An 18,844-nucleotide genomic window follows, 5' to 3' on the forward strand; every position below is an offset into this window, starting at 1 on the left:
GCGACCCCGGACCCGCCATGACCAGCCCTGCGCGCGACACCGACGAGCTCCTGTTCACGCAGGACGGGGCCGGCATCGCCCGCCTCGTCCTCAACCGGCCCCAGGCCCGCAACGCCCTCACCTTCGCGATGTATCAGGGGATCATCGACCGCTGCGCGCGGATCGAGGCCGACCCGTCCGTGCGGGTGCTGGTGATCACGGGCGCGGGCGAGAAGGCGTTCGCGGCCGGTACCGACATCGCCCAGTTCCGCGGCTTCGCCTCGGCCCAGGACGCCCTGGACTACGAGCGGTTCATGGATCGGGTGATGGGTGCCCTCGAGCGCCTGCGGGTGCCCGTCATCGCGGCCATCGCGGGGGCCTGCACGGGCGGCGGGGCGGCCATCGCGGCGGCCTGCGACCTGCGGGTCGCCACCCGCGACGCGCGCTTCGGCTTTCCCATCGCGCGGACGCTGGGCAACTGCCTGTCGCTCGCCAACCTGAAGCGCCTCTCCGGGCTCGTCGGCCCGGCCCGGGTCAAGGACATGATCTTCACCGCCCGCCTCGTCGGGGCCGAGGAGGCGCTGGCCATCGGCCTCGTCGGCGAGGTGGTGGCGGATGCAGATGCCCTCGCGGTCCGCGCCACCGAACTCGCCACCCTCGTCGCCGGCCACGCGCCCCTCACCCTCCACGCCACCAAGGAGGGCCTGCGCCGGCTTCAGGACGCCGACGACACGGCCGGCGAGCGCCCCGGCGACGACCTCATCCGCCTCTGCTACACGAGCGCCGATTTTCGCGAGGGAATGGAAGCGTTCCTGGGCAAGCGGGCGCCGGATTGGCGGGGGCGGTGAGAACCGGTCACTTCGGCGGAGCGTCCTGGAGCATGGCACGCCGAAGAATCGCGTTCAGCTTCGTCTGGTAGCCGCGCCCGCCGGTCTTGAGCCAAGCGAGCACGTCCGCGTCGAGGCGAACGGTGACCTGAGCCTTGATCGGACGGTAGAACGGATTGCGCTGGGCGTTGGCGAAGAACGCCTCCGTCAGCGGCGGGATATCGCTGTAGTCGATCTCGGAATCCGGCGTCGCGGCGAGCGCCTCCAACTCCGCGCGTTGTTCCGGCGTGAGGGCGGCGGGCCGGTGCAGGTCGAGTTCAAAGATGACGGGATCGGTCTCGTTCATAGCGCTTGCGCTCCTGCCGGTCGGCATGTCTAGCCGAAATGATGCGAACGATCTCCGTTCCATCGTCAGCGTCGAAGATCGTGTGAGCGACCAGCACCATCATGACGCCATCCACGAGGCCGATCGTCTGTCAGCGATACTCACCGTCCTCGATCCGATCCTGCGAACTCGATGCGTAAGGATCGGCAAAGACGCGGGACGCAACCTCGAAGCTGATGCGATGCTTACGCAGATTGCTTTCGGCCTTGGCCGCGTCCCATGCGAAGCGAATCGACTTGCAAAAATGTAACGACAATTTTGTCGTGATATAATGGGGTCGATCTGTGATCATACGCAAGCGAACGGCCCGAACCAGAGGTCCGGGCCGCCCAGCCGTTTCGAGGCTGGTTCGCCCTATCGCGTGGAGGGCAGCAGCCAGTTCGGCAGCCACAGGGCGATGCCGGGGACGAAGCAGAGGATCAGGATCGCCACCGCCATCAGCATCACGAAGGGCAGCGTGCCCCAGATGATGTCCTTCAGCGGGATGTCGGGGGCGATGTTCTTGATGACGAAGATGTTAAGGCCCACCGGCGGGTGGATCAGGCCCATCTCCATGGTGATGGTCATGACGACGCCGAACCAGACGAGGTCGAACCCGGCGGCCTTCAGGGGCGGCAGGATGATCGGCGCCGTCATCAGGATGATCGAGACCGGCGGCAGGAAGAAGCCGAGCAGGATCACGAGGCCGAGGATCGTCACCAGCAGCACCCAGGGCGAGAGCTGCAGCGCCACGATGGCGTTGGCCGCCGATTGCGAGATGTGGAGGTAGCTCATCACGTAGGCGTAGAGGAGCGACATGCCGATGATGAGCATCAGCATGGTCGATTCCCGCAAGGTGGCGGCGAGGATCGGGTTCACGTCCTTCGGGCGCCAGACGCCGTAGATGACCGCGATGAGGCCGAGCGCCAGGAGACCGCCGAGGCCCGCCGTCTCGGAGGGCGTGGAGTAGCCGCCGTAGAGGGCGACCATGACGCCGGTGAGGAGCACCACGAAGGGCAGCACCCGCGGCAGCGTCGAGAAGCGCTCGCGCATGCTGTAGGTGTCCTCGGCGAGGATCGGCGAGGCGGTGCCGTTGCGCTCGAAGGCGTCCTTCGCGGCCGCGTATTCGGCCCGGAAGCGATAGACCGACCAGGCGGCGAACAGGCCCACCAGCAGCAGGCCCGGCCCGATGCCGGCGAGGAACAGGCGCCCGAGCGACTGTTCGGCCGCCACCGCATAGAGGATCATGGTGATGGAGGGCGGCAGCAGGATGCCGAGGGTGCCGCCGGCGGCGATGATGCCGGCGGCGAAGCCCGGCGAGTAGCCGCGCTTCCTCATCTCCGGGATGCCCGCCGAGCCGATGGCCGAGCAGGTGGCGGGCGAGGACCCCGCCATGGCGGCGAACAGCGCGCAGGCGAAGACGTTGGCGATGCCCAGCCCCCCGGGGATGCGGTGCATCCAGGCGTGCATGGCCGAGTAGAGGTCCTGGCCGGCTCGTGAACGGCCGATGGCCGCGCCCTTTAGGATGAAGAGCGGGATCGACAAGAGGGTGATGGAGGCCATCTCCTCGTAGACGTTCTGCGCCACCGTATCGAGGGAGGCGCCCGGCATGAAGAAGTACATGAACGCGAGCGCCACGAAGCCCAGCGCGAAGGCGATGGGGATGCCGGCCAGCATCGCGCTGAGGGTGGCACCCGCGTAGAGGAAGCCGATGGCCGCGACGCTCATGGGTGGGGGCTCGTCTTGAGGGGATCGGCGTTCAGGTCGGCCCCGAGGCCGACCTTCGGGTTCGCCCAGCCGGCGGAACGGGGGCCGTAGTTCAGGGCCTCGGCGATCTGCAGGAGGAACTGCAGGGACAGGAAGCTCATGCCCAAAGCCATGAGGGCGTAGGGAATCCAGAGCGGCGGCCCCCAGGTCGATTGGGAGACCTGCCCGTCGACCCAGGCTTCGTGGAACAGGCTCCAGCTCTTCCAGGCGAAGAACGTCACGAACACGATGCTGACGAGATCGGCCATGAGCAGGCGGGCGCGGTTGACCCGCGGCGAGAGCAGGCCGCTCAGCGCCTCGATGGCGACGTGGCCGCGCTTGGCCTGGACGGCCGCCGCCGAGAAGAAGGTCGCGCCGACGATGAGGAACACCGCCATCTCGTCCTGCCAGTCGGTGGGCTCCTTCAGCCAGTAGCGCACGAACACGCTGTAGCTGAGGACGAGACAGGCCCCGACGAGGGCGAGCCCGCCGAAGATCATCACCACGCCGTTGATCGCTTTCATCCCGCGGTCGATGGCCCCGAGCAGCCCGGGGACGCGAGGTTCGGGCGCGGCCCGTACGGATTCGGAGGCGGCGGAGGCCGCGTCGAAGGCGTGGCTCACGACACCTGCTCCGCCAGCTTGAGGAGCTCGGCGCAGCTCGCGGATTTGCCCGCGAAGTCCTTCCACGCGGTGTCCTTGGCGATGTCGCGCCACTGGCCGAGGGTCTTCTCGTCGAGCTGCTGCACCTTGGCGCCGGCCTTGGCGAACACCTGCTCGACTCGGGTGTCGTCGTCCTTGGCGCCCTTCTGGCCGAAGGCCTCCAGCTCGGCGCCGATGGTCATGATGAGGTCCTGCTGGTCCTTCGGCAGGCGGTCGAACACGATCTTGGACATCATGATCGGCTCCCACATGAGCCAATAGGTGTGCTGAGCCCCCGAGGTGAGGGATTTCGAGAGTTCCTCCAGGCGGAACGAGATCAAGCTGGTGGAGGAGGTGATGACGGCATCGCACGCGCCGGTCTGCATGGCGGCGTAGGATTCGTTCGACGGGATCGAGAGTGTGGCGGCGCCCGCCGCCTTCATCATCAGGTCCATCTCGCGCGAGCCGCCCCGGACCTTGAGGCCCTTGGCGTCGCTGGGCGTGAAGAGCGGCCGGTCGCGGCTGGCGACGCCGCCGGCCTGCCACACCCAGGAGACCACCACGACGCCCTTGGATTCGAGGATCTCGGTCAGCTTGCGGCCGACGGGGGCGGTCTTCCAGGCCGTGGCCTGCGCGTAGGAGGTGACGAGGCCCGGCATCAGGCCGATGTTCATCTCTGGCACCTCGCCGCCGGCGTAGGGGCTCGGGTAAAGGGTCATGTCGAGGGCGCCCTTGCGGATGGCGCCGAACTGGGCGTTCGTCTTCATCAGGGACGAGCCCGGATAGACCTGGAGCTCCAGGGCGCCCTTCGAGCGCTCGGCCAGGGCCGCGGCGAACTTGCGGCACGCGCGGTCGCGAAAGTCGCCCTCGTCGATGGTGCCGCCGGGGAACTGGTGCGAGATCTTCAGGGTGGTCGCCGCCCGGGCCCGCGAGCCGAGGGACAGGATGGCGGGCGCGGCGAGACCGGCGGCGACGAGGGTGCGGCGTGTCAACGTCATGGCGTCTTCCTCCTTCGGCAAGCTGGCCGCCCGCCCATTTTGCAGTGCAGCATTTATACTGCACTGCCCATTCTTTATACCAGAGAACGACGCCTTGTATATTTTGTCAACCGGGTTGCATAAGGTAGACAGCAGTAACCGTCCCGGCGAAGGGCAGGCCCACGGCGAAGGAACCGGACCGATGGAACCCGAGCGCATGAACCAGTCCCTTCGCCTGCGCCAGACCATCGAGACGGAGATCGTCGACGGCCGCCTCGCCATCGGCGCCCGCCTCGACGAGACGGAACTGGCGGAACGCTTCGGCGTGTCGCGCACGCCGATCCGCGAGGCCCTGCTGCAGCTGGCGATGACCGGGCTCGTGGAGATCAAGCCGCGCCGCGGCGCGCTGGTCAGCGCGCCCGATCCGCAGCTTCTCATCGCCATGTTCGAGACCATGGCGGAGATCGAGGCGGCGTGCGGGCGCCTCGCCGCGCGCCGGCTGATCCCGGCCGACGAGGCGGCCCTCAAAGCGGCCCTCGCGGCCTGCGCGGCGGCGGCCGAGGCCCAGGATCCGGAGCGCTATTACGACGAGAACTACGTGTTCCACACGGTGGTCTATCAGGCCTGCCGCAACGGGTTCCTCGCCGAGCAGGCCCGGCTGCTGCATCGGCGCCTCGCGCCGTTCCGTCGGATGCAGCTTCGGGCGCGTCACCGCCTCGGGCAGTCGCTCGCCGAACACGAAGCCATCGTGGCCGCCATCGTGGCGGGCGACGAGACGGGCGCGGCGGAGCGGCTGCGCGCCCACGTGATCGTGCAGGGCGACCGATTCTCGGATCTGGTGGCGAGTCTGCGGGCGATCAACGACGCGGCGTGATCGGCGCAGGGGGGCTCAGGTCGCGCCGAAATTCTCGGCGATGACCGGGGTCTTGGCGCGGATATGGGCCCGCACGAGCCGGGCCAGGGCCTCGCCGTCGCGGGCATGCAGGAGTTCGATCATCCGCTCGTGCTCGGACACCGCCCGCGCCCATTGCTCCGCCGTCTGGTGCACGGCGTAGCGCGAGCGCTGGATACGCCCCGACAGGCTGGCGTAGAGGCCACCCAGGATCGCGTTGCGGCTCGCCGCCATGATCGCCTCGTGGATCGCGCGGTTGAGACCGAAATACGCCCCCTCCTCCCCGGCCTTCCAGGCGGCCACCATGGCGCGGTGATCGCCCTCGATGCCGGCGATCTCCTCGTCGGTGATGGTGCGGCAGGCGAGATCGGCGGCCGTGGCCTCCAGGCCGGCGATGACCTCGATCATCTCCTCGATCTCGGACTGCGACAGGCTCGCCACCCGCGCACCGCGATTGGGGAGGAGTTCGAGCAGACCTTCCGTCGCCAGGATCTTGATGGCCTCGCGCAAGGGGGTGCGCGAGATGCCGAAGCGCTCGGTCAATTCGCTCTCGTTGATACGAGCGCGCGGCTCGAGTTCACCGGAGCGGATGAGATCGCGCATCCGATCGACGACCTCGTCGTGCAGATAACGCCGGTTGATGCCGATGCCCGGCTCGATCTTGTTCATCAGTCAGCAATTCTAAAAGTCGAAAGGCCTATACTTCCCATTTTAGGAGCCGCCTGTCCAAGTGTCGAGGGACAGGCGGTTCAAATAGGGGTGCTCTCCTATCTCTTCATCGCACTTCTTCGTGCCACGTGCGCCCGTCTCGCTCGATCAGGGCGATGGCGGCCGTCGGCCCCCAGCTTCCGGCCGGATAGGGACGGGGCGGCTCGGGCCGGTCGGCCCAGGCCTTGAGCAGGGAATCGGCCCAGGCCCAGGCGACCTCGACCTCGTCGCGGCGCATGAACAGGGTGGCGTTGCCGCGCACCACGTCCATGAGCAGGCGCTCGTAGGCATCCGGGTAGCGCTGCTTGAAGGTTTCTTCGAAGGAGATGTCGAGGTTGGTGGGCCTGAGGCGCATGCCGCCGGGACCGGGATCCTTCGTCATCACCTCGAGCTTGATCCCCTCCTCCGGCTGGAGCCGGATGACGAGGCGGTTGGGCTCGCGCCCGAACGCCTCCGTGGGGAAGATCGAGAACGGCGAGGCGCGGAACTGCACCACGATCTCGGACAGCTTCTGGGGCAGCCGCTTGCCGGTGCGGAGGTAGAACGGCACCCCGGCCCAGCGCCAGGACTGCACCTCGAGCTTCAGGGCGACGAAGGTCTCCGTCCGGCTCTGGGCGTCGCCGCCGAGATCCGTGCGGTAGCTCTCCACCGGCTGGCCCGCGACGGCGCCGGCCCCGTACTGCCCGCGCACGGTCACGGTCTGCACGTCGTGGGGGGTGATGGGTTTGAGGGCGCGCAGCACCTTGAGCTTCTCGTCGCGCACGGAGTTGGCGTCGAGCGACAGCGGGCTCTCCATCGCCATGAGGCAGAGGAGCTGGAGCATGTGGTTCTGCACCATGTCGCGCAGGGCGCCCGAGGTGTCGTAGTACCCGGCCCGCCCCTCGACGCCGACGGTCTCGCCCACCGTGATCTGGACGTGATCGATGACGTCGGCCGTCCACAGGCGCTCGAAGATGGTGTTGGCGAAGCGCAGGGCCAGCAGGTTCTGGACCGTCTCCTTGCCGAGGTAGTGGTCGATGCGGAAGATCTGCTCCTCGGGAAACACCTCGCCGACGGCGTCGTTGATGGCGCGGGCCGATTTGAGGTCCTTGCCGATGGGCTTTTCCAGCACCACCCGCGACTTCTCGCCGATGAGCCCATGGGCGGCGAGGTTCCGGCAGATGGAGCCGTAGAGGTCGGGCGAGGTGGCGAGGTAGTAGGGCCGCACCTGATCGGGCCGCTCGGCGAGCTTGGCGGCGAGATCCTCCCAGCCGTCGTCGCCGGCCCCGTCCACGGCGACGTAGTCGAGGTGGTCGAGGAAGGCGGACAGCCTGTCCTCGGCCACATCGGCGGCCGGCACGAAGCGCTTGATGGCGTCGCGCGCCCGCTCGCGGAACGCCTCGGCGCTCATCTCCGAGCGCGAGGCGCCGATGATCCGGCTGGTGCCGGGGATCTGCCCGTCCTTGAACCGATAGTAGAGCGCCGGCAGGAGCTTGCGCGTGGTCAGGTCGCCGGTGGCGCCGAACACGACGCAATCGAAGGAGGCGACGGGGATGATGGTGGCCAAGGGCGGCTCCCGGGTTCGGTTCGCACGGGGTCCGCGGGGCCGGGCCTGCCCGGCCACCCACGGAGCGTGGCGCAAGGCTTAGACCGCAAGCAAGAGCTTCGCCAGCGGAGCCGCGCTACGCCCGCCACCATTCACCGAGCACACTTTTGCCGGAGAATGCCATAGGCAGGGAACGAGGTGGCCACGGACCGACGATTGCTTACCGTCAAAGGGATAACGCGCGGGCCTCATGCGAACCCGTCGGCATCCGTCGTGGGGGCGGTGTCCACATCGAGATCGCCGAACGTGTGGGAGATATCGAATAGGCGGAGGAGGGCGAACGTCGCGGTCGGCAGCATGCTGAAGAGCATCACGATGACGGCGGTCTCACGCAGATCGGCAGCCGACCAAATGCCTCCGCCCGGATCGGTCACACGCCCACCGCCATCGATAAGCCAGGGCGGGATCTGGGAGAATCCAGCTGCCAGATAGAGCAAGATCGGCGGGAGCCAAAAATTGCGCGAACGCGAAGATTTCAGCTTCGTCGGGCGGAAGAATAGGGCCAGGGCGATCAGTTGGAAGAACGTCCACGCTGTCAGGAACCATCCGAGGAAGTTCGACAGCGGCACACCGAAGAAGCCGCCGCCCCGGTACCAGACCCATGCCCGCCAGATCGTTGAGTTCGGTGGATCCATCACGATGTCCCACTGCACCGTGGCAAAGGCGGCAATGATTGGAAGTGCAAAGAGGCTGAAGCGATCGCGCGGTCGCATGCTCGTGCGGCCGAGAATTAGACAGGCCATTACCCATCCCGGATAGCCGATGCCAAAGTAGAGTGGTCCGACGATGATTGGGATTGCACCAACATGCGGCAGATCGGGCGCAACAAGGAATTCGTAATGGCCGAACGGGAAGCCTGTGGCGACACCAAGATTCTCAATTCCAAAGGTGACAGCGAGGCATAGGCCTAAGAAGATGCCGGCGTCGACCAATCCGTAGGCGAGAACGGCATGGATAACGAGGATGGCGATCGACAAAGCGGCAAGGATTTGTGCAGCCGGGCTCGGACGACCAGAGAACAGGACGACCGCGAGTAGAAGCCCGGCGAAACCGACGCTCCCAACCACCCTGAGGACGGGAACCATACTCGCACGGCGGAACCACTCCGCCGACGCCTCCGCATTCCGACGCATTCCCCCTCCGTCGCCGGCTCGCCCCGCCTGGATGGCGCGACTGCCCCGAAAAGTAAGTTTGGAATCACGGACGAACAAGGCTAAATGGGATGGAATTATTCTTCTTTAAGAAAATAATGACCATATAGATCCTTATTCTTCATGTATCGTGTGAACGCCTCCGAGAAATCCGGGTGCCAGCGCGACAGGGCCGGGCGGTTCTCGATGAGGTCGCCAGCGGCCCAGGCGATGCGCTTCTCGTCCTGCGCGCGGGTGGTCTCGTTGTCCGGACACAGGATGTAGAAGTCGCCGCGCGCCATCCCGGCGAGGAGGAAATCCACGGTCTCCTCCGGCGTCCAGGCGCCCGCCGGCTTCTCGGCCACGCCGCGGGCCCGGGTCAGGCCCGTATAGACGAAGCCCGGGATGAGCAGATGGGCGCTGACCTGCGCGCCCGTGCGGTTCCGCAGGTCGTGCGCGAGGGCCTCCGTCACCGCCTTCACGCCCGCCTTCGACACGTTGTAGGGCGTGTTGCCGGGCGGCGTGGTGATGCCCTGCTTCGAGCCGGTGACCACGATGGCGCCGGGCTCGGGCCCGTCGATCATCGCCGGCGCGAAGGCGTGGAGGCCGTTGATCACGCCCCACAGGTTGGTGTCGAGGATGCGCCGCCAGGTGTCGGCGTCCGAGAACAGGGTGCCGCCCGCCTCGATGCCCGCGTTGAGCAGGACGAGGGCCGGCGGCCCCTCGGCCGAGGCCACGTCCCGCAGGGCCTCCACGGCGTGCCGGTCGCCCACATCCGTCGCGAGCGCCCGGATCGGGGCGCTCCCCGGGGCGGCCGCCGCCACCGTGGCGCGCGCGCCCTCGAGGGCGTCACCGGGCAGATCCGCGAGCCACACGGCCATGCCGGCGGCGGCGAAGCGCGTGGCGGCGGCGAGGCCGATCCCGCTCGCCGCTCCGGTGACGACGGCGGTGCCGCCCGCGCGAAGGGCCGGATGCTCCCCTGAACCCCGGCCGACCCGAGCGTCGCTCGCCTGCATGCCCGTCTCCCCATGTGCGGTTTCGCCCATGAGGTAGGGCGGGTGGGCAGAGGCGTCACGGGCGCGGCCGGCACGGCAGGGGATTGGTAACCCTCGCGCCGCATGGTCGTGGACGATAGTCGCTTCGGGGATCCGCGATGCTTTCGCGCCACGTTCTCTTCGTTACCGCCCTGTGCGCGAGCCTGTCGGCCCTCGCCGTCGCCACGGGGGCGATGGCGCAGGACGCGCCCGTGCCGCCGAAACCCGTTCCGTCGAAGCCGCTCGCGAAGCCCAGGATCAAGGCCGAGCCGGCCAGAAGCGAGACTCCCAAGAGCGAAGCCTCGACGAACGAGGCCCCGCGCCTCGATCCCCTGGCGGCTTCGGCCCCGGCCACGCCGGCCGTGCAGGCCATCGTACCGGTGGGCACGCCGGATGCCGGGACTCTGGCCAAGGAGGCGGCTTCGAAGGAGGCGGCGCCCAAGAAGTCGCGCGAGCTGCCACCCCTCGTGGTCGCCCGCGTCTCCGCCGATCCGGTGCCCACGCTCAGCCCCGCCACCTTCCTCGACACCCTGAAGATGGCCGATCGCTATCAGGCCATGGCGGATGCCGGCGGGTGGGCGAGCCTGCCGCCGGGCCTCGTGGTCAAGGCCGGGGCCCGCGATCCGGCGATTCCCGCCCTCCGGAAGCACCTCGCGCTGGTCGGCGACCTGCCCGCCGACGCGCCGGCCTCGGACCTCCTCGATGCGCCCCTGGTAGTGGCGGTGAAGAGCTTCCAGGCCCGGCACGGCCTGCCCGAGACCGGCCTCATCGGCCGCCAGACCGTGGCGGCGCTCAACGTGCCGGCGGCCACCCGCCAGCGCCAGCTCGCCGCGTCGGCCGCCCGGCAGATCGGGTCGACGTTCGCCTTCGGCGACCGCTACGTGGTGGTGAACATCCCCTCCGCCACCGTCGAGGCTGTAGAGCGCGGCGTCGTAGTGCGCCGGTACGTCGCCGTGGTCGGCAAGCCCGACAAGGCGACGCCGCGCATCGAGGCCCGCATCACCGACGTGAACCTCAACCCGACCTGGACCCTGCCGGTCTCGATCATCAAGAAGGAGATCATCCCGAAGATGCGGAAAGACCCGGGCTACCTCGCCCGCGAGCGCATCCGCATCCTCGGCCCCGGCGGCGTGGAGGTCGATCCGACCACCCTCGACTGGGCCAGCGAGAAGGCGGCGAACTACACCCTGCGGCAGGATTCCGGCCTCGACAATTCCCTCGGCCAGGTCCGCATCGACATGCCGAACAAACAGGCGGTCTACATGCACGACACGCCCTCGAAATCCCTGTTCGCCCGCGAGGTGCGGTTCCACTCCCACGGCTGCGTGCGGGTGGCGCAGGTGAAGGAACTGGCCGGCTGGCTGCTCGAGGGCACCCCCGGCCCGAATGGCGGCACCTCGACCTGGGGCCCCATGGAGATCGAGAGCCACATCGCCACCAACGAGCGCCTCGACATCAAGCTGCCGAAACAGATCCCCGTGACCTTCGTGTACCTCACGGGCTACGCGACGCCGGACGGCCGCGCGCATTTCCGCGACGACATCTACGGCATCGACAGCCCGGCGGTACCGATGCCTGAGGTGGCGACCACGGGCTCGATCACGCCGCGCCCGACGGGCCGAACCACCAAGCCGGCCGCCGCCGGAATCGTGTCGCCCCAGGCGGGACCGGTGAGGACGGCGACGCCCAAGGTTGCGCCGCCGAAGGTCGCGCCCGCTCTGCCCACCGGTCCCGTTCCACCGGGCCCGATCCCGCCCGGATCGATCCCCTTCGCCGCTTCACCCGCCCGATAGGATTCCCGGCGCACGGGCGAACGTCACCGGTGGGCGCAGGGGTGACCGCACTCACCGCGCGCCGGTCCGGATCTCCTCCGCGAACCGCACGCTGCCGAGACGCACCAGGGCGATGAAGTTCTCGATCAGGGGCGCCCGTGCCTTCGTCCACAGAGCGTGCACGTCGGCCCGGATCGGCCGTCCGGCGATCGGTCGATAGACGACGTCCCGGTGCGCCAGCCGCGCGACGAATTCCGGAATGATGGCGAGGCCCAGCCCCGCCGCCACGAGACTGGTCAGGGACGCGGCCTCGACCACCTGATGCGAGATCCGGGGCGTGAAGCCCGCCTCAACGCAGCAGGTCCAGAGGTACTTGGCGAACAGCGAATCGTGGAGCCGCAGGAAGACGAAGTTCTCCGCCGCGAGGTCCGCCAGGGCGATCGTCTCCGTCGCGAGCCGATGCCCCCTCGGCAGGACGAGGCGGACGGTCTCCTCCCAGGCCAGTTCGCTGACGAGATCCAGGTCCCGCGGCGGGCACCGCAGGAAGCTGACATCGGTCTGCCCGGTCCTCAGGGCCGCGATCTGCCGGTCGGGCGACATCTCGTGGATCCGCAGATCGACGTCGGGATAGCGTTCCGCGAACACGCGGATCGAGGCGCCCAGGGGCCCGGCCAGCATCGAGCCCGTCAGCCCCACGTTGATGATGCCGGCCGTGCCGGCGCCGATGGCCCGCGCCCGGCCCATGGCCTCGCCGGCCTTCTCCAGAATGGCGAGGGCTTCGATTCGGAAGTCCTGGCCGGCGGGCGTCAAGGAGACGCGGCGCGTCGTGCGCTCGAACAGCTCGGTCCCGATCTCGGCCTCGAGATCCTTGATCTGCTGGCTCAACGGCGGCTGCGCGACGCCGAGACTCTCGGCAGCCGCCGTGAAGCTGAGATGTTCGGCCACGGCCACGAAGTAGCGCAGATGACGCAGTTCCATAGGGAAAATTCACGATCCGTGCGTTTCGATGGGCTACGACCAAACGCCTCTTCCGCATCCCTGCACCGAAGTGAGCTTCCCGGAAACGGCAACGAGGCTTTCCCGCATCGTCCGGTCTCCGTCTCGGACCGACCGGCATTCCCTCCACCAAGACCTTCAACCCCTTGCTCCGGCGTCGCGAACCCGTGCCCTTCACCGAACCGTCATATCCGCCTCAGTGCCGCCAAGCTGGCCCTGCACACCGGCTGCCATGACGAACCTCGCCCGGCCCCTCGCATGGCTTCTCCTGGCCGCTCTGATCTTCGCGACCCTGGCCCCCATCGGGCTGCGGCCGGTGAGCGGCGCGCCCGTCGGCCTGGAGCGGTTCGGCGCGTTCGCCGCCCTCGGCTTCCTGTTCGCCTACGGATACCCGCAGCGACGCTGGGAGGTCCTGGCTCTGGTCACCCTGGCGGGAGCCGGGCTGGAGGCTCTCCAGATGATCGAGGCGACACGGCATGGCCGGATGGGCGATTTCCTCGTGAAGGGCGCCGGAGGGGGGTTCGGCGTGGCGATGGCGATGGCGCTGACCCGGGTCTCGGCGCGCGCCGGGAGTCTCGGCGGGCGGCCCTGACGATTCCGCCCCTCGGCTTCCCGCGGGCGTGTTCGTCGGCTTCCCGGGCAAAGCGCCCGGTGACGGCGGCGGCGGATCTCGGCACGTTGCGCCGGCCATGCGACGGCGCCTCGTCCCAGCGAGGAGGTATGCCGACGCGGCGAACGAGCCCTGTTCCTCGCGCGCATCCCTTACGGAGAATCGCCGGGGGCCGTCGGCGCGTGGTGCGAGTTCCCCTGGATCAGGTCGCGTCCGGCGTAGAGGCCGCCCGCCGTTTCCAGGTCGAGGCGCTCCACGTCCCGGCGGCGGACTTCGGCCATGACCGCGTGCGCGGCGTCCGGATCGTCGCCGATGGTGAGCAGGGCCTGCTCGCCGAAAGCCAGGGCCGATTCGAACGTCTCCCGGAGCTGATACGCGACGCCCGCCTGGATGAGCGCGATGGCGTGCTCGCGATCCCGGGCCCGGGCGAGGACCGGAACCAGGGGGAATTCGGCTCGCGCGATCGCGGCGATCCGCTTGGCGGCGTCGCGGTCGTCGATGCAGATCAGGATCGTCCGCGCGGTCGCGGCGCCCGCCGCATGCAGGATGTCGAGGCGTGTCCCATCGCCGTAATAGACCTTGAACCCGAACGCCTCGGCCACGCGGATCTGCGCGGGATCGGTGTCGATGATGGAGACGGAGCACCCCCGCGAGATCAACGGCTGGCTGACGACCTGCCCGAAGCGCCCGAACCCGATGATCAGGGCGCTGCCGACGAGGTTCTCCGGAACCTCGACGCCGTCCGTCGATACGGACGCTTTCGGTCCGAGGCGGTCGTAGGCGATCACCATCAGGGGGGTGAGCGCCATGGAGAGGATGACGGTCGCGGTCAGGATCGCGTTGGTGGTGCCGTCGATGATCCCGACGCCCGCGGCGGCGGCGTACAGCACGAAGGCGAACTCGCCGCCCTGCGCCATCAGGGCCGCCCGCTCGACGCCCTCGGCGTGGGACGCCCGCAGGAGACGCGCGATCCCGTAGATGACGACGCTCTTCACCACCATGTAGGCGGCGACGCCCGTCAGGATGAGCGCCCAGTTCGCCCCGATCACGGTGAGATCGAGGGACATGCCGACGCCGAGGAAGAACAGGCCGAGCAGGATGCCGCGGAACGGCTCGACATCGGCCTCCAGCTGATGCCGGAAACTCGATTCCGAGAGCAGCACCCCGGCCAGGAACGCGCCCATGGCCATGGACAGTCCGCCGAACTGCATGGCCAGCGCCGAGCCGAGCACGACGAGCAGCGCCGCCGCGGTCATCACCTCCCGCGCCTTCGACGCCGCCAGCAGGCGGAACATCGGATTGAGCAGCCAGCGTCCCGCCGCGACCAGGGCGGCCACGGACAGGAGCGCGAGGCCGATGGCGTAGGCCCGATCGGCCGTGCTCGCCGCTGCACCGCCCGGCGCGAGGAACGCGACGATGGCGAGGAGGGGCACGATGGCGAGATCCTCCAGCAGCAGGATCGCGACGATGCGCTGTCCCTTCGGGGTCGAGAGGGACCCGCGCTCTTCGAGGAGTTGCATGACGATGGCCGTCGAGGTCAGCACGAAGCCGGTCCCGGCCACGAACGCCACGGCCGGGGACAAGCCCAGGGCGAGGCCGACCAGGGTCAGGGCTGCGATGCAGGCTCCGACCTGCGCCAGCCCGAGGCCGAAGATCTCGCGCCGCATGCCCCAGAGCCGCGACGGCTCCATCTCCAGGCCGATGAGGAACAGGAACATCACCACGCCGAGTTCGGCCACGTGCAGGATCGCGTGCGCGTCCGTGAACAGGCCGAGGCCGAACGGGCCGATGCACAACCCCGCCACGAGGTAACCGAGGACGGAGCCGAGACCGATGCGCTTGAACAGCGGGACGGCGATCACGCCCGCCGCCAGGAGCGCGACGACCTGGACGAGTTCGCCGGCAGCGCCGGATGCTTCAGCAGCCATGAAGTCTCGATCTCGGTGACGGGGGATTCGGACCGGGCATGGCCGGCCGCGCAGGCACGCTCAAGGGTAGCGGACGGGCGCGGGGGTTTCAGGCAGGGGGATGAACTCGGATTCACCCGGAACCGTGTCGAAGCGGGCCTGGCGCCAATCCTCCTTGGCCTGCTCGATTCGCTCGGGACGCGACGAGACGAAGTTCCACCAGAGGTGGCGCGGCCCATCCATGGGTTCGCCGCCCAGCACCATGAAACGGGCGGCCTCGGTCGCCCGCACGCTGATGCGGTCGCCGGGTCGAAAGACGAGAAGCTGGCCCGGCCCGAAGCCGTCGCCGGCGATCTCGATGGCGCCCGAGACCGTGTAGATCGCCCGCTCGTCGTAGGTCGGGTCGAGGGGCAGGACCGCGCCGGCCTCCAGGGCCACGTCTGCGTAGACCATGGGGCTCGAGGTCCGTACCGGGGATCTCGCACCGAAGGCCTCGCCGGCGATGAGCCGGACGGTCTTGCCCTCTCCGGTCAGGACCGGCAGCGCCCCGGCCTCGTAATGCTCGAACGCGGGGGCGGTCTCCTCGTCCCGGCCGCTGAGGGCGACCCAGCTCTGGAGCCCGAACAGCGTCGAACCGGTCTTCCGGAGGTCACGTCCCGTCCGCTCCGAATGGGTGATGCCCCGGCCCGCCGTCATCCAGTTCAATTCGCCCGGGCGGATGGGCAGTTCGGTCCCGAGGCTGTCCCGGTGCATGATCTCGCCCTCGAACAGGTAGGTCACGGTGGACAGGCCGATATGGGGATGGGGCCGCACGTCCATGCCCTGGCCGAGCAGGAACTCGGACGGCCCCATCTGGTCGAAGAAGATGAACGGCCCGACCATCCGACACTCGGTGGACGGCAGGGCCCTGCGCACGGCGAACGAACCGAGGTCGCGTGAGCGCGGGACGATCAGGGTCTTGATCGCGTCGCAGGTGAAATGATCGCCCGGGATCGGATCGTCGGCACCGTGCCAGCTCATGGGGTGATCTCCTGTCTGTGATGTTCGGTCAAGACCGGCTCGCTTGCTCCGGCGTCCCGACGAGGATGCGGACCGGCGCGCCCGCGCCGAGGACGGTTCAGGGGCGCGTGAGACGACCCCCGCGACGATCGCGCTCAGCCCTTCACGAAGGCCAGGAGATCGGGATTGACGACGTCGTGGTTCACCGTGAGCATCCCGTGCGAGAACCCCGGGTAGGTCTTCAGGGTGCCGTGCTTCAGCAGCCCGATCGACTTCAGCGCCGCGTCGGCGATCGGGACGATCTGATCGTCCTCGCCGTGCAGCACCAGGGTCGGGACGGAGATCGCCTGAAGGTCCGCGGTCTGGTCGGTCTCGGAGAACGCCTTGATGCCCTCGTAATGGGCCTTGGCGCTGCCCATCATGCCCTGGCGCCACCAATTCTGGATCACGCCCGGCTGTGCGGTCGCGCCCGCGCGGTTGAAGCCGTAGAAAGGTCCGGTCGGAACGTCGAGGAAGAACTGCGCGCGGTTCGCGGCGGTGGCCTCGCGAAAACCGTCGAACACCGAGATCGGCAGGCCTTCGGGGTTGGCGTCCGTCTTCAGCATGAGCGGCGGTACGGCGGAGACCAGCACCGCCTTAGCGACGCGGCCGGCGGGCTCTCCGTGCCGTGCCACGTAGCGGGCCACCTCGCCGCCGCCGGTGGAATGGCCGATATGCACGGCGTTTCGCAGATCCAGTGCCTCGACCACCGCGAAGGCATCGGCGGCGTAGTGATCCATGTCGTGGCCGCCATCGACCTGCGCCGAGCGGCCATGGCCGCGCCGGTCATGGGCGACGACGCGGTAGCCCCGTTGGAGGAAGAACAGCATCTGCGTGTCCCAGTCGTCCGACGAGAGCGGCCAGCCGTGGTGGAACACGATCGGCTGGGCGCTCTTGGGGCCCCAATCCTTATAGAAGATCTCGACACCGTCGGCAGTGGTGACATAGGCCATGGAGAGTGTCCTGTCCTAGAGGAAGCGAACGTCGTGGCCGTTACGGGCACGCGTGATGCAGTTGAGACCATCTCGGTGATCTTCGGAAGCCCCGAACATCGTTTCGGCGTCATCGATTCCCAGGCTAGACGCGTCGCCGTAATCCTCGGCGATCTCGATGGTCGTCACGCGGGTCCCGGTGTGCATCCGTTCGAGCCGGAATGCGGGCGGGTGCCGAAGCGCGGCCGTCATCGCGACGACGTTGCAGACAAAGGCATGGCTCGACACCCGGTCGAGGCTCGCGGGGACCTGCGCGACGATAGACCTGAAGGTCCGGAGCCGGGCGGCGGCGAGGCGTTTTCCGGGGATGGGTGTGCCTCCGATCGGCATGGCTCGGTGTCCCTCCGTTCGGCTCCGCCGGGCGACGGCGAAACCGACGCGATCCCTCGCGACCGCCGACCGGAGCTATGGGGGCTCGGGGGTGAAACGGCTTGCCGAATCGGCGCGCGACTTGAAGGAATGCGGCATCGCGCGTGCCCCTGCCAGGCTCATCATCTCGGCTGTCGGATGCAACCGGCCCGGAGGACATGGCCGAGCAGGATGCCGAGAGACAAGGTACGCTTTCCCCACGCAGAACGAGTTCGACCAGAGGCTCGTGAGGAGATTCCGGCAGCATGCGGAGTGCGACCATCGCCCCGACGGACCCAACCCCCGGCCGACGCTCGCGCGGCACTCCGATTGTCCTGGACGCACCGCCCCGGAGCGGGGACCGGTCCCGGATCCGGCAGGGCGGACGGCCGGACAGGGGGACCGACGGCATCGCCTTCGTCGATTGGCGAACGAAGGCGCCGACGGGAGCGCACCGTCGTCCAACCCTACCGCGCGACGGGCTGGTGCTCCAGGTGCCGCTGGCGGACCATCCGGGCAGCCCGTACGGGGGCGGCGGCGATCAAGGGGCACCCGAGCGGATCTGTCCGAGCGCCGTGATCCTCCTCGACATCCGCGCCCGGTCCGTCTGCCGGGATCGCGCCGGAACCGTCCAGGTCTGGCTGTCGAGCAGGGTTCTGGCGGACGTGGCCGACAGCATGGGCCTCCGCGATCTCGACCCCATGGAGGCCCTGAAACCGGTACATGGCCGGACCCTGGTGGACCCCACCATTCACGACCTCGCGGCGAGCGCCGTGGCGACCCTCGATCGCCCGGACCGCGGCGCCGCCATCTTCCGCATCCAGCTCGCCCGCGCCCTGGCGGCTCACCTGCTCGGTGTCCATGCGGAGGCCGGACACGTCCCCACACGCACCCGAGGCGGCCTGGCGCCCTGGCAGGTTCGGCTCGCGCAGGAGCGCATTCGCGCCGAACTCGGCGCTGCTCCGTGCCTGCGAGCAGTGGCGGCGGCGTGCGGCCTGTCGGTGAGTCACTTCACGCGCGCCTTCCGGCAGTCCGTAGGGACATCTCCGCATGCATGGCTGGTGCGCCAGCGCGTCGCCCGCGCAAAGGTGATGATGCGCGCGCAGGACCGGTCCCTGGCGGAGATCGCCCTCGCCTGCGGCTTTGCCGATCAGAGCCATTTCACCCGGGTCTTCGCCCGTGAGGAGGCCATGAGCCCGGGCCGCTGGCGGCGAACGACCGAGCGGCAGCCCTGAGCGCCTGCGCGGATCACGGTGAAGGGCCGATGCGGAAAGCCCCGATCCCGCCGGCGCTCGCCC

The 18,844-nt window shown here is 68.8% G+C and carries 18 protein-coding genes and 1 pseudogene; 5 read left to right on the top strand and 14 right to left on the bottom strand.

Annotated elements, in window-relative coordinates; translation table 11 throughout:
* Window positions 1–17 precede the first annotated feature (17 nt).
* Window positions 18–827, top strand: coding sequence for an enoyl-CoA hydratase/isomerase family protein (locus ASF27_RS02690; protein WP_056303059.1), 810 nt, complete (start codon window positions 18–20; stop codon window positions 825–827).
* A gap of 7 nt (window positions 828–834) precedes the next feature.
* On the opposite strand, the gene ASF27_RS02695 is transcribed toward ASF27_RS02690, so the two are convergent.
* From ASF27_RS02695 to dctP, 5 genes and pseudogenes are all read right to left on the bottom strand, one after another.
* Window positions 835–1,152, bottom strand: coding sequence for a BrnA antitoxin family protein (locus tag ASF27_RS02695; RefSeq protein ID WP_056263297.1), 318 nt, complete (start codon window positions 1,150–1,152; stop codon window positions 835–837).
* Window positions 1,124–1,483 (bottom strand): annotated as a pseudogene (locus tag ASF27_RS22020) (BrnT family toxin). The gene ASF27_RS02695 and the pseudogene ASF27_RS22020 overlap by 29 nt, the downstream one beginning before the upstream one ends.
* A 62-nt stretch (window positions 1,484–1,545) precedes the next feature.
* Window positions 1,546–2,898, bottom strand: a complete 1,353-nt coding sequence (locus tag ASF27_RS02700; protein WP_056357497.1) for a TRAP transporter large permease — start codon at window positions 2,896–2,898, stop codon at window positions 1,546–1,548.
* Window positions 2,895–3,539 carry a TRAP transporter small permease gene (locus ASF27_RS02705; RefSeq protein ID WP_056263295.1) on the bottom strand — a complete coding sequence of 215 codons (645 nt, stop codon included), beginning with the start codon at window positions 3,537–3,539 and terminating at the stop codon, window positions 2,895–2,897. Before ASF27_RS02705 ends, ASF27_RS02700 begins: the two co-directional genes overlap by 4 nt.
* Window positions 3,536–4,555, bottom strand: coding sequence for a TRAP transporter substrate-binding protein DctP (gene dctP / locus ASF27_RS02710; protein WP_056263293.1), 1,020 nt, complete (start codon window positions 4,553–4,555; stop codon window positions 3,536–3,538). Before dctP ends, ASF27_RS02705 begins: the two co-directional genes overlap by 4 nt.
* Before the next feature lie 196 nt (window positions 4,556–4,751).
* Between dctP and ASF27_RS02715 the strand changes: the two genes are divergently transcribed.
* Entirely contained in the window at window positions 4,752–5,408 is a 657-nt protein-coding gene (locus tag ASF27_RS02715) for a GntR family transcriptional regulator (RefSeq protein ID WP_056166922.1), read from the top strand.
* A 15-nt stretch (window positions 5,409–5,423) separates the two neighbouring features.
* Here the strand turns inward: ASF27_RS02715 and ASF27_RS02720 are convergent, their stop codons facing one another.
* From ASF27_RS02720 to ASF27_RS02735, 4 genes are all read right to left on the bottom strand, one after another.
* Entirely contained in the window at window positions 5,424–6,095 is a 672-nt protein-coding gene (locus ASF27_RS02720; protein ID WP_056166234.1) for a GntR family transcriptional regulator, read from the bottom strand.
* Window positions 6,096–6,201: 106 nt separating this feature from the next.
* The gene (gene zwf / locus ASF27_RS02725; RefSeq protein ID WP_056166233.1) at window positions 6,202–7,680 is read right to left on the bottom strand and encodes a glucose-6-phosphate dehydrogenase; all 1,479 of its coding nucleotides are present in this window, start codon (window positions 7,678–7,680) and stop codon (window positions 6,202–6,204) included.
* Between the two features lie 227 nt (window positions 7,681–7,907).
* The gene (locus tag ASF27_RS02730) at window positions 7,908–8,852 is read right to left on the bottom strand and encodes a carotenoid biosynthesis protein (protein ID WP_200918675.1); all 945 of its coding nucleotides are present in this window, start codon (window positions 8,850–8,852) and stop codon (window positions 7,908–7,910) included.
* 95 nt (window positions 8,853–8,947) lie between these two features.
* Window positions 8,948–9,865, bottom strand: a complete 918-nt coding sequence (locus tag ASF27_RS02735; protein ID WP_056357500.1) for an SDR family NAD(P)-dependent oxidoreductase — start codon at window positions 9,863–9,865, stop codon at window positions 8,948–8,950.
* A gap of 137 nt (window positions 9,866–10,002) precedes the next feature.
* Here ASF27_RS02735 and ASF27_RS02740 point away from each other — a divergent pair, with 137 nt between their 5' ends.
* A complete protein-coding gene (locus tag ASF27_RS02740) occupies window positions 10,003–11,676 on the top strand; it encodes a L,D-transpeptidase family protein (RefSeq protein ID WP_056357503.1) in 1,674 nt (557 codons plus the stop codon).
* 51 nt (window positions 11,677–11,727) lie between these two features.
* On the opposite strand, the gene ASF27_RS02745 is transcribed toward ASF27_RS02740, so the two are convergent.
* Entirely contained in the window at window positions 11,728–12,633 is a 906-nt protein-coding gene (locus tag ASF27_RS02745) for a LysR family transcriptional regulator (protein WP_056357506.1), read from the bottom strand.
* A gap of 250 nt (window positions 12,634–12,883) precedes the next feature.
* On the opposite strand from ASF27_RS02745, the gene ASF27_RS02750 reads away from it, so the two are divergent.
* Window positions 12,884–13,243 carry a hypothetical protein gene (locus ASF27_RS02750; RefSeq protein WP_056263285.1) on the top strand — a complete coding sequence of 120 codons (360 nt, stop codon included), beginning with the start codon at window positions 12,884–12,886 and terminating at the stop codon, window positions 13,241–13,243.
* 170 nt (window positions 13,244–13,413) lie between these two features.
* Here ASF27_RS02750 and ASF27_RS02755 read toward each other — a convergent pair whose 3' ends face one another.
* From ASF27_RS02755 to ASF27_RS02770, 4 genes are all read right to left on the bottom strand, one after another.
* On the bottom strand, window positions 13,414–15,189 hold the full coding sequence (locus tag ASF27_RS02755; protein ID WP_056357509.1) for a monovalent cation:proton antiporter-2 (CPA2) family protein: 1,776 nt from the start codon (window positions 15,187–15,189) through the stop codon (window positions 13,414–13,416).
* Window positions 15,190–15,249: 60 nt separating this feature from the next.
* Window positions 15,250–16,188 carry a pirin family protein gene (locus ASF27_RS02760; RefSeq protein ID WP_056166222.1) on the bottom strand — a complete coding sequence of 313 codons (939 nt, stop codon included), beginning with the start codon at window positions 16,186–16,188 and terminating at the stop codon, window positions 15,250–15,252.
* A 134-nt stretch (window positions 16,189–16,322) separates the two neighbouring features.
* A complete protein-coding gene (locus ASF27_RS02765; RefSeq protein WP_056357512.1) occupies window positions 16,323–17,159 on the bottom strand; it encodes an alpha/beta hydrolase in 837 nt (278 codons plus the stop codon).
* 15 nt (window positions 17,160–17,174) lie between these two features.
* Window positions 17,175–17,528 (bottom strand): hypothetical protein, encoded by a 354-nt coding sequence (locus ASF27_RS02770; protein WP_056166217.1) that lies wholly within the window; start codon window positions 17,526–17,528, stop codon window positions 17,175–17,177.
* Window positions 17,529–18,031: 503 nt separating this feature from the next.
* Between ASF27_RS02770 and ASF27_RS02775 the strand changes: the two genes are divergently transcribed.
* Entirely contained in the window at window positions 18,032–18,781 is a 750-nt protein-coding gene (locus tag ASF27_RS02775; protein ID WP_056357516.1) for an AraC family transcriptional regulator, read from the top strand.
* Window positions 18,782–18,844: the final 63 nt, after the last annotated feature.

The sequence above is a fragment of the Methylobacterium sp. Leaf102 genome (assembly GCF_001422425.1).
Taxonomy (GTDB): domain Bacteria; phylum Pseudomonadota; class Alphaproteobacteria; order Rhizobiales; family Beijerinckiaceae; genus Methylobacterium.

Bases quoted from the DNA above. Each gene is read 5' to 3' on its own strand.
- ASF27_RS02690 (WP_056303059.1), top strand. From the start codon at position 18: ATGACCAGCCCTGCGCGCGACACCGACGAGCTCCTGTTCACGCAGGAC.
- ASF27_RS02695 (WP_056263297.1), bottom strand. From the start codon at position 1,152: ATGAACGAGACCGATCCCGTCATCTTTGAACTCGACCTGCACCGGCCC.
- ASF27_RS02700 (WP_056357497.1), bottom strand. From the start codon at position 2,898: ATGAGCGTCGCGGCCATCGGCTTCCTCTACGCGGGTGCCACCCTCAGC.
- dctP (WP_056263293.1), bottom strand. From the start codon at position 4,555: ATGACGTTGACACGCCGCACCCTCGTCGCCGCCGGTCTCGCCGCGCCC.
- ASF27_RS02715 (WP_056166922.1), top strand. From the start codon at position 4,752: ATGAACCAGTCCCTTCGCCTGCGCCAGACCATCGAGACGGAGATCGTC.
- ASF27_RS02720 (WP_056166234.1), bottom strand. From the start codon at position 6,095: ATGAACAAGATCGAGCCGGGCATCGGCATCAACCGGCGTTATCTGCAC.
- ASF27_RS02730 (WP_200918675.1), bottom strand. From the start codon at position 8,852: ATGCGTCGGAATGCGGAGGCGTCGGCGGAGTGGTTCCGCCGTGCGAGT.
- ASF27_RS02735 (WP_056357500.1), bottom strand. From the start codon at position 9,865: ATGCAGGCGAGCGACGCTCGGGTCGGCCGGGGTTCAGGGGAGCATCCG.
- ASF27_RS02740 (WP_056357503.1), top strand. From the start codon at position 10,003: ATGCTTTCGCGCCACGTTCTCTTCGTTACCGCCCTGTGCGCGAGCCTG.
- ASF27_RS02745 (WP_056357506.1), bottom strand. From the start codon at position 12,633: ATGGAACTGCGTCATCTGCGCTACTTCGTGGCCGTGGCCGAACATCTC.
- ASF27_RS02750 (WP_056263285.1), top strand. From the start codon at position 12,884: ATGACGAACCTCGCCCGGCCCCTCGCATGGCTTCTCCTGGCCGCTCTG.
- ASF27_RS02755 (WP_056357509.1), bottom strand. From the start codon at position 15,189: ATGGCTGCTGAAGCATCCGGCGCTGCCGGCGAACTCGTCCAGGTCGTC.
- ASF27_RS02760 (WP_056166222.1), bottom strand. From the start codon at position 16,188: ATGAGCTGGCACGGTGCCGACGATCCGATCCCGGGCGATCATTTCACC.
- ASF27_RS02765 (WP_056357512.1), bottom strand. From the start codon at position 17,159: ATGGCCTATGTCACCACTGCCGACGGTGTCGAGATCTTCTATAAGGAT.
- ASF27_RS02770 (WP_056166217.1), bottom strand. From the start codon at position 17,528: ATGCCGATCGGAGGCACACCCATCCCCGGAAAACGCCTCGCCGCCGCC.